Annotated in this window: 13 protein-coding genes and 1 pseudogene; 6 read left to right on the top strand and 8 right to left on the bottom strand. The window is 51.0% G+C overall.

Going from position 1 to position 14,499, the window contains the following annotated elements; translation table 11 throughout:
* Positions 1-38 precede the first annotated feature (38 nt).
* Positions 39-668: an HI_0552 family protein gene (locus CKV66_RS11170; protein WP_085364491.1), complete on the top strand. Its 630-nt coding sequence runs from the start codon at positions 39-41 to the stop codon at positions 666-668.
* 238 nt (positions 669-906) lie between these two features.
* Here CKV66_RS11170 and CKV66_RS11175 read toward each other — a convergent pair whose 3' ends face one another.
* The 4 genes from CKV66_RS11175 to CKV66_RS11190 all read right to left on the bottom strand — a co-directional run bounded on the left by CKV66_RS11175 (position 907) and on the right by CKV66_RS11190 (position 3,002).
* Positions 907-1,596: an LrgB family protein gene (locus CKV66_RS11175; protein WP_085364490.1), complete on the bottom strand. Its 690-nt coding sequence runs from the start codon at positions 1,594-1,596 to the stop codon at positions 907-909.
* A complete protein-coding gene (locus CKV66_RS11180; protein ID WP_085364489.1) occupies positions 1,596-1,934 on the bottom strand; it encodes a CidA/LrgA family protein in 339 nt (112 codons plus the stop codon). The genes CKV66_RS11175 and CKV66_RS11180 overlap by 1 nt, the downstream gene beginning before the upstream one ends.
* A gap of 259 nt (positions 1,935-2,193) precedes the next feature.
* Positions 2,194-2,406, bottom strand: coding sequence for a hypothetical protein (locus CKV66_RS11185; RefSeq protein WP_054600647.1), 213 nt, complete (start codon positions 2,404-2,406; stop codon positions 2,194-2,196).
* Positions 2,407-2,417: 11 nt separating this feature from the next.
* Positions 2,418-3,002, bottom strand: a complete 585-nt coding sequence (locus CKV66_RS11190; RefSeq protein WP_095197889.1) for a C40 family peptidase — start codon at positions 3,000-3,002, stop codon at positions 2,418-2,420.
* Positions 3,003-3,191: 189 nt separating this feature from the next.
* On the opposite strand from CKV66_RS11190, the gene CKV66_RS11195 reads away from it, so the two are divergent.
* Together CKV66_RS11195 and CKV66_RS12685 are read left to right on the top strand one after the other, a co-directional pair.
* Entirely contained in the window at positions 3,192-4,841 is a 1,650-nt protein-coding gene (locus CKV66_RS11195) for an ABC1 kinase family protein (protein ID WP_085364488.1), read from the top strand.
* Between the two features lie 287 nt (positions 4,842-5,128).
* Positions 5,129-5,215: pseudogene (locus tag CKV66_RS12685) on the top strand (lipoprotein signal peptidase); the annotation flags it as partial.
* A 15-nt stretch (positions 5,216-5,230) separates the two neighbouring features.
* Here CKV66_RS12685 and pepN read toward each other — a convergent pair.
* From pepN to CKV66_RS11215, 3 genes are all read right to left on the bottom strand, one after another.
* On the bottom strand, positions 5,231-7,861 hold the full coding sequence (gene pepN, locus CKV66_RS11205; RefSeq protein WP_085364487.1) for an aminopeptidase N: 2,631 nt from the start codon (positions 7,859-7,861) through the stop codon (positions 5,231-5,233).
* A 239-nt stretch (positions 7,862-8,100) separates the two neighbouring features.
* Positions 8,101-8,859, bottom strand: coding sequence for a factor H binding protein domain-containing protein (locus tag CKV66_RS11210; protein WP_157739167.1), 759 nt, complete (start codon positions 8,857-8,859; stop codon positions 8,101-8,103).
* A 532-nt stretch (positions 8,860-9,391) separates the two neighbouring features.
* Positions 9,392-10,579, bottom strand: a complete 1,188-nt coding sequence (locus CKV66_RS11215; protein WP_085364538.1) for a family 20 glycosylhydrolase — start codon at positions 10,577-10,579, stop codon at positions 9,392-9,394.
* Positions 10,580-10,887: 308 nt separating this feature from the next.
* Between CKV66_RS11215 and CKV66_RS11220 the strand changes: the two genes are divergently transcribed.
* The gene (locus CKV66_RS11220) at positions 10,888-11,493 is read left to right on the top strand and encodes a glutathione S-transferase N-terminal domain-containing protein (protein ID WP_085364537.1); all 606 of its coding nucleotides are present in this window, start codon (positions 10,888-10,890) and stop codon (positions 11,491-11,493) included.
* Between the two features lie 43 nt (positions 11,494-11,536).
* Positions 11,537-11,989, top strand: a complete 453-nt coding sequence (locus CKV66_RS11225; protein ID WP_085364536.1) for a ClpXP protease specificity-enhancing factor — start codon at positions 11,537-11,539, stop codon at positions 11,987-11,989.
* A 123-nt stretch (positions 11,990-12,112) separates the two neighbouring features.
* Here the strand turns inward: CKV66_RS11225 and CKV66_RS11230 are convergent, their stop codons facing one another.
* Positions 12,113-12,955 (bottom strand): class II glutamine amidotransferase, encoded by an 843-nt coding sequence (locus tag CKV66_RS11230; RefSeq protein WP_085364535.1) that lies wholly within the window; start codon positions 12,953-12,955, stop codon positions 12,113-12,115.
* A 259-nt stretch (positions 12,956-13,214) separates the two neighbouring features.
* Here CKV66_RS11230 and obgE point away from each other — a divergent pair, with 259 nt between their 5' ends.
* Positions 13,215-14,369, top strand: coding sequence for a GTPase ObgE (gene obgE / locus CKV66_RS11235; RefSeq protein ID WP_085364534.1), 1,155 nt, complete (start codon positions 13,215-13,217; stop codon positions 14,367-14,369).
* Positions 14,370-14,499: the final 130 nt, after the last annotated feature.

The raw sequence follows: 14,499 nt of genomic DNA on the forward strand, positions 1-14,499 counted from the left end.
CTGAAAAACCGCATTCCGCCAACTTAAAGACTTTCACCATGCTGACCGCCCGACATTGCGACCTATTCAACCTGCCCTTTTTCCAATTCGCCCAGCTTAAAAAGTATCAGCCCGAAACCATTCCGCAGATTAAAGCCGACTACAAAGCGGCATGGCAGGATTGGCAGCACACGATACTTAGCGTGGTCGAGCAACTCGGCGAACCGTTTGCCCCGCCGCACATCGAACGCTGGTGCAACGGCTGGCAGGTGCGCGCCCACTTTTTCGCCTATTTCAAATACGCCGCGTATCAAGACTCCGCTGCGATACTGTCGGTACTGCTCAACCGCCGCCGCTTGAGCGTGAGCCTTGATTGGCATTGCTACAAAGCCGGTTCTTCGTCCATCCGCCTCAGCGATTACAACCGCTGGCTCGCTACCCTTGATATCCAAACCTTTGCCGATTTCGACCTGTGGCACGGCTCCGAAAGCGAATATGCCGACTACGCCACCGTTGCCCAACGTGCTGCACAAGGGCAATTGCAACTGGAATCGCCCGACGATTTTTTCTGTATCGGGCGGCACATCAAGCGCGACCATTTGGACGGCATCGACAGCGTGCAATGGATTACCCGGCAAATACGCGCATTGCAGCCGCTCTATGAAGCGTGTTTCGATAGGGCAGTTTAAAGTCCGAGTAAGGTACGGCAAATAAATATGGCACATAAACTTATTTTTTGCCATGTTTTCGTCATGCTCGGGCTTGACCCGAGCACCTCGTAAACTTAATGGAACTCAAGATACTCGGGGCAAGCCCGAGTATGACGGGTGTGCTGATTTTTAAGCTTATTTACCATATTGAGGCCGTCTGAGAATCCATTTTCAGACGGCCTCAATATTCCTTACCACAAGCTATATACCATAATGCTTAAACCAATATCGGTATCAAGATCGGCACCAACGCAGCTGTCAGCACGCCGTTGAAAATCAACCCCAAGCTGGCATAAGCGGCCAACTTGCGGCTGCGCTCCAACGATGCGGCGATGCCCATTGCGTGTGAAGCGGCTCCCATCGACATCCCTTGCGAAGTCGGCATGCGTATGGTGCTGGCGCTCATCAGCTTGAAACCGATCATCTGCCCCATCATGCCCGCCAGAATCACCGTGGCGGCGGTAATGGCCGGAATGCCGCCGATGGTGCGGGTAATCTCAATCGCAATCGGGTTGGTGACGGACTTAGCAGCCAGCGACAACACCACTTCGTGCCCTGCCCCCATCCATTTCGCGATATATACGCCGGTAACGATACCCGTTACGCTGCCCGCGGCTTGCGACACCACAATCGGCAACCATTGGCTGCTGATTTTCTTCCAGTTGATATAAAGCGGCACCGCCAGCGACACCACCGCCGGTTTCAGCCAAAAATCAATAAACTCGGCGGCATCGTGATAGGTGGCGTAATCGATATCGAACGTTTTCAGATAAGTAATCACCACAATCGTGCTCAACACCACCGGATTGCACAAAAAACTGCCGGTTCGCGCACGCAGCACGTTGGCAATCCAATACACCGTAACCGTGATAAAGAGCATTAAAACGGGATGCGACAACATTTCCATTACCAAAACCTCCGCATCAGTTCGTGCACTTTGCCGGTAACGAACATCACCAAAAAGGTGCTGACCACGGTGGCGGTAACGATGGAGAGCAAATCGCGGCCGACGAGATCAAGATAACTCATCACCGCCACGCAAGGCGGCACGAGAAACAGCGAAAGGTTGCCCATCAGCACATCAACTATCTGCTGCAACCAAGATGTTTTCACCCAGCCGATATGCAGCGCGCCAAACAACAAACCCATGCCGATAATGCTGCCGGGCAGCTTGATACCGCTGAAATAAATAATGGCTTCGCCTAAAGCCAAAAAGCCGAAAATAATGCTCAACGCTCTGATCATGGTATGTGTGTTCTCCTGAAAATCCCCGGTATGGTTCTAGGCTACGCGGCTTGAAGCATGAGGCCGTCTGAAACCGATTGTACAAACGCAAACGAAAAGCCCCGCCCGTTTGTTAAGTTGTTAATCTGTGTAAATCATAACCCTACGCAGGCCGTCTGAAAAGGCAAAAGAGCCGAAAATGCAAAAGAAAAACGGAATCTGACTAAGATTCCGTATTCATCAAAACAATCATTGCGCGCTTGCGGTTTAACATGCGCTTTTATTTGTAGGGGTTTTCCACCCCGTCTATCAAACGGTGCAGATATTCACGCAACTGCGCTTCGCCGCACCCCATCAGCAGCGCATCTTCAAACGCATCTTGTGCCGTTTGAAAAAGCTCGGTCATGTTTTCCGTCATTACCTTGATTTTTTCGGTACACGAAACGATTTCGCCGTCGTCGCTATACCATTTCGGCATTTCGGGCATACTCATGGCGGCTCACCTCAATTCAAAAAGCGTGAAGGATCGTTTTTCTTTACCCTGCGGCCGAAGGCATATTTCGAGTTCCAATATTTATTGCTCAAGCTGGTGATTTCAATGCGCTTACCCGAACGCGGCGCATGGATAAAGCGGTTGTTGCCGATATACAGCCCCACATGCGAAATACGCCCGCCGCCCATGGTTCGGAAAAACACCATATCACCCGGCTGGAGATTGGAGCGGCTCACATGCTCACCCATTCTCGCCTGTTCCGCCGAAGTGCGCGGCAGGCTGATCTGCATACTGCGTTTGAAAATATGCTGCATAAAACCGCTGCAATCAAAACCGGTGCTGGCCGAAGTGCCGCCGTAGCGGTAAGCCACCCCCAGCAAACCCATGGCACTGCCGATTAAATCGTCGGCATCGCGGCGGGTAATGGGTACGCTTTTTTCATCGTTCACCACTTCAACCGCTTTATACTGCGAATTTTGCTGACCTTGCAGACGCAGCAGGCTCTCAATTTCATCGGCTTGCGCCACACCCATGCCCGACAGCATCAGGCAAACGGTGGCAAAAACTGCGCTACACCATTGTTTCCATTGGTTCATTTATTCATTATTCCGTAAATTTCTTTTCAGACGGCCTGAGGCATCTTTATATGTTATTCTGTGTATAGCAGTTTGACGATCAACTTCTGCATCGTCATACTCGCTGTCGAAGCATAACGGAATGTACATCAATTTTTCGTGAAAATAACTATAGATTCTGAAATCAGCCGCTAAGATACAGCAAAAGCCATGATGATTCCAACTTTACTTGCCATGCGCGATTTCTCCCGTATGCGCGAGATTATCGCCATTCTGACCAAATACGGTTTGGGCGAATTTGTTCAGCGCATCAAACTCTCTTCACAAAGCAGCCACGAAGGCGAATCCGCGCCCGAAAGCCGCTACATGAGCACGCCGCGCCGGTTTCGCATGGCGTTTGAAGAGTTGGGGCCGACTTTCGTCAAACTCGGCCAAGTGCTGTCGACCCGCGTAGACATTTTCAGCGCCGAATGGATTGAAGAATTCGAGCGGCTGCAAAGCAATGTCGCACCGATTCCCACCGCCGATATCCGCACGCTGATCGAATCGCACTTGGGGCAGCCTGCCGAACAGGTATTCCGGCACATCGACCCCCAACCCATCGGCAGCGCATCGATTGCGCAAGTCCACCGTGCCGAGCTGACCAACGGCGAAACCGTAGCTGTTAAAATCAAACGCCCCGACATCGAGCCGACCATACAGGCCGATTTGCGCATTCTAACCCATCTGGCCAATCTAATCGAATCCGAAATCCCCGAAACCCGCCGCTACCAGCCCGTGCAGATGGTGCAGTATTTCGCCCGCAGCCTCGATAAAGAAACCGATTTATCCATCGAACTGCGCTATATGCAGCGGTTTGAAACCACCTTTCAAAACCACCCGTTTATCCATATTCCCAAAGTTTATCAAGAATATTCCAACCGCCACATTCTCGTGCAGGAATACGTTTCCGACACCTTGCTGAAAGACATGCCGTCTGAAACGCTTGATGCCGCCACCCGCCGCACACTCGCCGGCCGCATTACCGACACCCTCTTCATCATGATACTCAAGCAGGGTTTCTTTCATGCCGACCCGCACCCGGGCAATATTTTCCTCAACGGCGACGGCCGCATCACCCTGATTGATTTCGGCTTGGTCGGCCATCTCAGCTGCACCCGCCGCCGCGAAATCATCGACCTCATCAACGCCCTCACCCACCGCGACCAATTCACCATGCAGTATGTGTTGAGCAACTGGGCGCAAGGCGAGCTGCCCGATGAAAACCTGCTCGGCGCCGACGTTTTGGAAATGCTGCTCAACTACGAGCACACCCCCATACGCGATTTACGCATCAGCCAAGTGATCAACGACATCACCCAAATCATGCGCCGCCACGGGCTGACCCTGCCCGGCGACTTGGTGATGCTGTTCAAAACCCTGATTACCCTCGAAGGAGTAGTCAAACGGCTCGACGGCAGCACCGAACTGCTGGAACAGGCCAAGCCGATTGTGGCGGAAGTGTTCGGCGAACGCGCGTCGCCCGAACACATACTGCGTAAAAGCAAAATGCACGCCCAAACCATCGTGCAGGCGCTCGACGAATTGCCGCAAAACCTCTTCCGCCTCAGCCGCCGCCTGCAAAAAGGCCAAGTGGGGCTAAATATCGACTTCAAGCATTTCGACCAACTCAGCCACCAAATCGACCGCGCCACCAACCGCCTGACCATGGGCATTGTTACTGCCGCGCTGATTATCGGCTCGTCTATCGTGATGAGCATCGAAACCGGCCCCAAATTCATCGGCTTTATCGGCTATCTGCTGGCCTTTGCCAACAGCGTGTGGATTATTTGGTCGATTTGGCGGTCGGGCAAGCATTAAAGTTTGTTTATCGGTGCATATATAAACCGTTCTCTTTAAATATAAACAGCAATGAGGCCGTCTGAAAAACTGTTTTCAGACGGCCTGAGACCTTTGCCCCCATCTGCGACTCATTTCTGCGTTGTGCGCTGCCCGCTCGTTTGCCTGTCTATATAGTCAATCCACTTAAATTTCATAACAAAACCGTCATGCTCGGGCTTGACCCGAGTATCTTCCAAACTTGCTGAAACTCAAGATACTCGGGTCAAGCCCGAGTATGACGAATGTACTATTTTTAAGTTGAGCCGCTATATGATATGTCTGCACCCGCTGTGCTGCTGCGCCTTGAACTGCATCCACATCTGAGGGTTTTGCAAAGGTCTCGGCCTGATCGCTTTTCTTGTTATGGGTTACGCCAGAATCTTGCCGACGATTTCCGATACGTCTTTCGACAAGCCGCTCTGCTGTTGAATCTGCTGCAACTGCGCTTTCATCAGCTCTCTGCGTGTCGGCTCCAGCTTGTTGCAGATATTGAATGCCTGCACCAAACGCGATGCCACTTGCGGGTTGAAGCGGTCGATTTCCATCACTTTGGCGGCGATAAAGGCATAACCGGAACCGTCTTGGGCGTGGAAATGCGGCACGTTGCGAGTGAACGCACCCAACAGTGCGCGGGCTTTGTTGGGGTTTTCCAAGCTGAATTTCGGGTGGGCTAAGGCCGTCTGAATCTGCTCCGGCGTGTCGTTGCGGTGGCTCGATGCGATCAGCGCAAAGTATTTGTCCATCACCAGCGCGTCTTCGCTGAATTTTTCGGCGAAGGCGGCCAACAGTTGGTTGCGTGTGTCGTGCGGGTTGTGGTTGACGGCAGACAAAATCCCCCATTCGTGGGTCATGTTTTTGACCATGGCAGCATAGCGTTCGGCCACCACGCGGATATGGTCGGGATCGGCACGCAGCACAAAGGCGCGGCAAATGTTGCGCAGGCTGCGCCATCCGGCCAGCTCGGGGCTGTATTCGTAGCGCACGGCTTCGTCTGCCGCCTGCTCTTTGGCGGCAGACTGTTCGTTTAAGGCCATAAAATGCTGCTTGAACTGAACGGCCAACTTGTCGAGCAAGGCTTCGCGGGCGCGGTGGACGAGCAGCGGGTCGATATTCTCGCCGTCGGCCCACAGTTCGGTTTCGGGCGGCACTTGCAACAGCATGGCTTTGAAACCTGCACTGATGTCGGCATCCAACACATATTCAAACGCTTTCAGCAGCGTGGCGTGTTGCGGCAGCGGCCGGCCTTCGCGCAATGCGGCTTCATTGGCGGCAATGGCGCGGCGGTACAGGGTTTGCCCTGCTTCCCAGCGGGCGAAGGGATCGGTATCGGCGGAAAGCAATACGCTCAATTCTTCGTCGCTGTAATCGTAGTTCAAATGCACGGGGGCGGAAAAGCCGCGCAACAGCGAAGGTACGACGGGCACGCCGACGCCGTGCAACACAAACTCTTGCTCGGCTTGCGTTACCGCCAACACCGCTTCGGTTTGCGCGGTATCGCTTTCAGGCCGTCTGAATGCAACAGGGCGGCCGGTTTGGGCATCAAACAAAGCGATTTTCAGCGGCATCATCATCGGTTGTTTGTCGGCCATGTCGGGCGTGGGCGGCACGGTTTGCTTAACGTTCAACACATAATCGCCGTTGTCTTTCAGACGGCCTGTTACGTCCAGCACGGGCGTGCCGGCTTGGCTGTACCACAAGGCGAACCGGCTGAAATCGAAACCGTTGGCATCGGCCATGGCGGCGCGGAAATCGTCGCAGGTTACGGCTTGGCCGTCATGGCGTTCAAAATAAAGTTTCATGCCTTTTTGGAAGCCCGCTTCGCCCAAGAACGTATGGTACATGCGTACTACTTCGGCACCTTTTTCATACACGGTCATGGTGTAGAAATTGTTCATCTCTTCATAAAAGGCGGGGCGGACGGGATGGGCGGTCGGCCCTGCGTCTTCGGGAAACTGGTGCTGGCGCAGCATGGCCACGTTGTCGATGCGGCAGGTGCCGTGGTCGATACGGTCGGCGGAAAACTCTTGGTCGCGGAATACCGTCAGCCCTTCTTTGAGCGACAGTTGGAACCAGTCGCGGCAGGTTACGCGGTTGCCCGTCCAGTTGTGGAAATATTCGTGGGCAATCACGCTTTCGATACCGGCAAAATCGGCATCGGTGGCGGTGCGGCTGTCGGCCAGCACATATTTGGTGTTGAAAATGTTCAGCCCCTTGTTTTCCATCGCACCCATGTTGAAGTCGCCGACGGCCACAACCATGTAGATATCGAGGTCGTATTCGAGGCCGAAGCGGGTTTCGTCCCACTTCATCGCATGTTTGAGCGACTGCACGGCAAAATCGACTTTGCCCGCATCTTCGGCGCGGGTGTAAAACTCAATCGCCACTTCGCGCCCGCTTGCGGTGGTAAACGTGTCGCGCGTAAGGCTCAAATCGCCCGCCACCAAGGCAAACAGATAGCTTGGCTTGGCAAACGGGTCTGCCCATTTCACCCAATGGCGGCCGTCTGAAAGCGTGCCGCCGTCCACTTTATTGCCGTTGGACAACATCACGGGATAACGCGCCGCATCGGCAGTGATGGTTACGGTAAACACCGACATCACGTCGGGGCGGTCGGGGTAAAACGTGATTTTACGAAAACCTTCCGGCTCGCATTGGGTAAACAGATTGCCGCCGGAAGCATACAGCCCCATCAGCGATTTGTTTTCAGACGGCCTAATCAGCGTTTCCACCGACAACGTAAAAGGCTCCGACGGCACTTGCGCCAACACCAGCTTTTCATCCGCCAGCGTGTAATCTTCAACCTCCGTACCATTGATGTTGACCGACAGCAATTCCGCCGAACCGTCCAACACCAGCGGCGCACCGGGCTGCTGCGGTTGGATATGCAAATCCGCCCGCACCACCATGTACCGGTCGTGAATATCAAAATAGAGGTCGGTATTGGCCACAGAATAAGCAGGCGCTTGATAATCTTTCAGATAATGTACGGTTTGAGTCATAAAATTCTCTTTTGTCGAAAAGCTGACGGAATGAAAAATAAGTGGGAAATTATATAGCGAAGCAGGCTCGTGATGGTACCCGCCGCCCAAACGGGGCTGATAAAAACAGCATGCAGTTGTTCCATATTTCATCAGTTTCATTCATTAACTAAATGAAACGCAAGCCAAAGGCCGTCTGAAATATTTCAGACGGCCTTTGGCTTGTCTTGATAGGAAAGGAATGTATTAGCAATCAAATATTAGCGCTGACCGGCGATACCGATTTCGCCTTTCTTTTGCATAACCTTACCGGCAACTTCTTCTGCATTGTTACCGAAGAAGTGCAGATTATAATCGCCACGACCCAGTTTTTCAGACATAGTTTCGCCGCGAACACCGTGGGCGCGAACTTGAGTGCCGTCTAAAGCATTCGTGATTGCAGTGTGAACAATACCGGCTTCTTTCAGCTCGATAGCACCGGTTTCGTTCAAGCCGGTTACAGTACCGCTACCTACTCGTTTTTCAAAGTCAACATTGTAAGTCAAACTACCTGTTTCATTGCGACCGAATGCCGCACCTTTATAAGTATATTTACCTTCGGTTGGCAGCTTTTGGGTTGCTTCACCGTTAATCAACGCCACTTCCATCGGCATGTCGATAGTGTCGGCTACTTTACCGCCTTCACCGGCAATAGGAAACAAGTCAAACTTACCGGCAACGACAGAATATGCTTGGCGATAAGCGCGAACATTATTGTTGCCGTCTTTCCAATTAACGACTTCACCCTTTTTCATGTCGGCCACTTTGTGGGTAGTTTCGCCCAACTTAATGGTGTACTCATTTACCTTGAAAACGGTTTTACCGGCTGAGCCTGCATTGGCCACCTGCTCAATTTTAGCCGGTTGAATAGCTGCATTAGGCGTTGCAGCTGCAGAAGGGCCGTCACTACCGCCGCTACCGCAAGCAGCCAAACCCAAAGCGATAAAAGTAGCCAATCCGATTTTTTTGTGAATAGACATTTCCGTAATCCTCATGTTTGTTTTAATAAAATTGAACGTGATTCACTGTCACGTGTGCATATTATCAATTCACAACATATCTTTACAAGACACAAACAGGTAAAAATGCAAAATAATTACGATATTTACATTTCAATATTTGGAAATATTACAATTAATTATTAAATTATTTATTTGTATTATTTAATTTGGTTAAATTTATTTACAATTTACTGTTTTTAATAAATTTAAATTTTTTAAAGTATTTTTCAAAAAATTCTAAACAGCAAACAACAGTCTTGTCACTTAATCGCAACATTAATAATTTCTTAGATTATTATATTTTTAATTGCAAATATTTATTTACATTTCTTTTCCATTTCATTGTGAAAACCCCCTGCTCATTTAACAAAAAAAACGGAAAAGCAAAAGCTGCTTTTCCGTTGTTTCTGTTTCGTTTCGGTATTGTTTCATCTGACAAAAGGGTCGTACTTCCGAATCTTTCGTCAAGATACACCTACAAAATTCAATCTAAGTCGGCAAACATCTCAAACTATCTGCCAGCTTCATGTGTTTTACGGATCACGGTAGCCAAAGGTTTGGCGGCACGTCTGCGGATGGTATTGATATCGAGTTTACCGCTGTTTTCACCCCAAATAGCCAACGCCGCGCCTAAGATCTTATCGGTGTTTGCAATCTTATTAGCACGGTTTTCGCCGTCCCATACGCCTAAATCCCAGCGTTTTTCAATATCGGCTCGGGCAAAATCTACATCGTGCTTGAAGTTTTTACGGTCGCTTGGCACCAGATACAGATAATAAGAATTGTAGTTCAACACCGAAAAGCCTTTGTCCATCAGATCAGGCATACTCATGCGGATTTCGCGGCGTCTTTGTGCCGTATCGCGGTTATCGGGATCGCCGTCGTAACTCCAATAAGTAATTTGAATATTGCGGTTCAGGTTATCTACCGTCCCTTTGATCAAACCGTCGTTCCACATGCGGGTGGTCAATTTTCTTGCGGCCAAATGGTCGGCCAACATGTTGGCATAGCGGATAAATTCATGGTTGCTTTCGGAGCTGTATCCGAATTCATCACCGCCGATATGGAAATGCTTGCTGTTTTTACCGAAGGCATCGGCCACTTCATTGATCAGCGTTTTGACGAATTCAACGCTTTTGGGATTGTTGACATTGATTTCGTCCGAATCTTGAGGAGATTTCAAAGCGTTCACATAAGCCTTGCCGTGTTTAAGCTCAAGCAGCGTGAAAATACCGGTCATGTGGTTGGGGCTGCCGACTTCGGGAATCACTTCCACTTTCCTTTCCGCCGCATAGCGCACGATATCGTTTACCTGTTCGAAACTCAAAAACGGCTTGCCGTTTTTAGGGTTGATATAGATGCCGTCTTTACCGCGGATGGCATCTTTCGCCCTTTGTCCCAAAAGGTGGCTTTCTAACGCATAGTTTTCATGGTCGGAAAAGTGCAGGTGCAGAAAAGTGCCGCCGGATTTCGCCAAATCATCGATAAAATCTTTGATGGTGCGCACGGGGTAAAACCTTCTGGCGGTATCCAGCATCAAACCGCCCTGCTTATATTTGCCGTGGCTGTGCATGCCTGCCGCGAGAGACTCTTGCCGCCCCGTGGGTGCTAAAGAACATAATACTGAGAAAGCGCCGAACAACAGATATAAAGAAGATTGTTTCAGGATTTTGGATAAAGCGTGAAATTTATGATTCATAAATATTTGAAATGTATGAGTTATTTGGGTTTAAATTGTTATTCTAGCCTAATTTTCAACCATTTTTATAATAATTCTCCGGCAAGACGTTCAAAACGGCTCTTATTTTTCCTTCTTTTACGTCATCTGCACGCTCATTTTTCAAAGTTCGAGCACATCCGAAAAATATAAAAAATCATTTTAAAATATGAAGTTGAAACGGTTTTCTAGCTTAAAAAATCCGAATCATTTATAATTGCATCATTTTCACCCTCTAAAAAATCAAACAGGCCGTCTGAAAAAGACGGCCTTCAGCAGGAGTATCCGCCATGATGACACTTTACTCGGGCATCACTTGCCCGTTTAGCCAGCGTTGCCGTTTTGTTTTGTTTGAAAAAGGCATGGATTTTGAAATCAAAGACGTTGACGTGTTCAACAAGCCCGAAGATTTGGCCATTATGAACCCCTACAACCAAGTGCCGGTATTGGTTGAGCGCGATTTGATTCTGCATGAGTCCAACATCATCAATGAATATATCGACGAGCGTTTTCCCCATCCGCAACTGATGCCGGGCGACCCCGTTATGCGCGGTCGCGGCCGTTTGGTATTGTTCCGCATGGAAAAAGAGCTGTTCAGCCATGTACAAACGTTGGAAAACCCCGAAGCCAGCAGCAAAGAGCAGGCTAAAGCGCGTGAAGCGATTTCTCAAGGCTTGACCATGCTTGCTCCCGCATTTTCCAAAACCAAATACATCATGGGCGACGATTTCTCAATGATTGACGTGGCTTTGTCGCCGCTGTTGTGGCGCTTGGATCATTACGACATCAAACTGGGCAAATCGGCCGCACCGATTTTGAAATACGCCGAACGTATTTTCCAACGCGATGCTTTCATCGAAGCCTTAACCCCCGCAGAAAAAGCCATGCGCCGCTAAACAAAGGCCGTCTGAAACGCCCAACCGACAAAGGAAAATCCTGATGAGTGCCAGCACCAAACCCTATCTGCTCAGAGCGCTGTACGAATGGTGCCTCGACAACAACCAAACCCCGCATATCGTGGCATGGGTCAACGAGCACACCCGCGTGCCTATGCAATATGTGCGCGACAACGAAATCGTGCTCAATATCGGCACTACCGCCAGCCATAATCTGACGATAGACAACGATTGGGTGCATTTCTCCGCCCGCTTTGCCGGCGTGGCGCACGAAATTTGGATTCCCGTCGGCCACATCATCAGCATTTTCTCCCGCGAAAGCGGCGAAGGCATGGGCTTCGAGGTGGATCCTTATCAGACGGAAAGCGAGAAAAACGGCCAAGACCCGCTGCATCTGCTCGAAAAAGATATCGAACGCAGCCGTGCCGAATCTTCCGACAACCACACGCCCGACGACGGCAACAAGCCGAAAAAAGGTTTGAAGCTGGTGAAATAAAACCTGTCGTTCCCAAAGCGTTTGCTATCGTTTATCAAACCATGAAGGCCGTCTGAAAAATCATTTCAGACGGCCTTCATGGTTTGCAACACATATCTCTAACCGCTATCGGCAGTTTTCAAACTACACACTCACACCGGCCGCACGCGCAATCGCCAAGCCTTCTTCCACGCCCATATACACCGGCGGCTCCGGCCTGTTGCGGCGCACAATATCGCCGTCGCAAAACATTACCAACTCATTCACCGCCAGCTGCGACCACGCCTCATTGCCGGTCAGCGGCAGCGTCGCAATCACCACCACTTTATCGTTGGGCGTCGTTACCGCGGCGAAATCCACTTTCACATCATCGTCCAGCAAATGCGCTTCGCCAAACGGCGCTTTACGCACAATGTAATGCAAGAGCGTACTGGCGTGCGCAAACAAACAGTCACCGTTGGACATCATAAAGTTAAACAAACCATAGCTGCGGATTTCTGCCGTCAATTCAGCCACCGCATTAAATAAAGTATCGGCATCCGGCTTGCGTGTAAAACGGCAGCGCAACTGCTCCAAAATAGCGCAAAACGCCCGCTCCGAATCCGTATTGCCCACCGCCTGATAAAACTCACCTGCCGGCGGAAAATAATTTTTCAGATGGCCGTTATGCGCAAACAGCCAATACTCGCCCCACATCTCCCGCATAAACGGATGGGTGTTCGCCAACGAAGTCTGCCCCTGCGTGGCTTTACGGATGTGTGCAATCACATTTTCCGACTTAATCTGATAAGCACGGATCAAATCCGCCACCGGCGAATGCGCGCTCGGTTTGTCGTCGTGAAACAGGCGCACACCCTTCCCCTCGAAAAAGCCGATGCCGAAACCGTCAGCATGATGGTCGGTCAGCCCGCCGCGGCGGCGGAAACCTTCAAACGAAAAAACAATATCGGTGGGCGTGTTGCAATTCATGCCGAGAAGCTGGCACATAAGTATCCTGCCTTTGGTGTTCGAATGATGTTTAAAGATGCCGTATTGTGCGTGAAAACCGCCGTTTTTAAAAGCCCGCCGATGTACGCCATCCACCGCCTGCGCAGCAGCCCCGCTCCGCTTTCGGGTCTCTCAGATTTTATTCAGACGGCCTCTGATATATCCTTTATAATATCAAACCATTAAATTCCTTTTCAGACGGCACAGAGTTTTGAGCAACAAAACATCAGGCCGTCTGAAACTATCTTTAGAGAGCACCATGAAATTTATTGATGAAGCAAAAATCGAAGTAGTTGCCGGCAAAGGCGGTAACGGAGCCGTCAGCTTCCGCCGCGAAAAATTCGTACCGCGCGGCGGGCCTGACGGCGGCGACGGTGGCAAAGGCGGCAGCGTGTTCGCCGTGGCCGACGAAAACATCAACACCCTTGTCGAATACCGTTTCGTTAAACGCTACCAAGCCAAAAACGGCGAAAAAGGCCACGGTTCCGACCGCTACGGCAAAGGTGCGGACGACATCGAACTGCACATGCCCGTCGGCACCCTGATCCGCGACATCGACACCGACGAAATCATCGCCGACCTCACCCACCACGGTCAAAAAGTATGCCTCGCCCGCGGCGGCAAAGGCGGATTGGGCAACATCCATTTCAAATCATCGGTCAACCGCGCTCCCAAACAAGCTACCCCCGGTGAAGAAGGCGAAGCCCGCAGCCTACAGCTCGAACTGAAAGTATTGGCCGACGTGGGCTTGCTCGGCATGCCGAACGCCGGTAAATCCACCCTGATTTCCGCCGTTTCCGCCGCCCGCCCCAAAATCGCCAATTACCCGTTTACCACCCTGCACCCGAACTTGGGCGTGGTGCGCATGGACGAAAACAACAGCTTCGTCATGGCCGACATTCCCGGCCTGATCGAAGGTGCCGCCGAAGGCGCGGGCTTGGGGCACCGCTTCCTGAAACACCTTTCCCGCACCGGCCTGCTGCTGCATGTGGTGGACTTGGCACCGTTCGACGACAGCGTCAACCCCGCCGAAGAAGCCTTGGCGATTGTGGAAGAACTGCGCAAATACGACGAAGAACTCTACGACAAACCGCGCTGGCTGGTGCTGAACAAACTCGATATGTTGAGCGAAGAAGAAGCCGAAGAGCGCGCCGCCGAATTTTTAAAACAAATCGGCTGGAACCACCCCGCCCCCGACGACAGATTCGGCTTCGACATGAACACCCCGCGCCTGTTTAAAATCAGTGCCTTGTCCCGCCAAGGCACGCAGGATTTGGTGTACCAGATCAACACCTACTTGAACGAGAAAAAACGCTTGGCAGCCGAAGCCGAAGAAGCGGCCAAGCAAAACGAAACGGCTGAGACGGTCAAAGACCAACCTCAAACCGATACCTCGGTGTTTCAGGCGGAATAAAACATAACAAGGCCGTCTGAAATCCCTTAAAACAACGATTGCAATGTGATTTGGTTTCGATTTTTCTAGTCGGAGAGGCCGTCTGAAACGGCAGACTTTCTCTCCGCCGCATTATCTGACTACAAAGGAG

This window comes from Neisseria zoodegmatis, from assembly GCF_900187305.1.
GTDB lineage: Bacteria > Pseudomonadota > Gammaproteobacteria > Burkholderiales > Neisseriaceae > Neisseria > Neisseria zoodegmatis.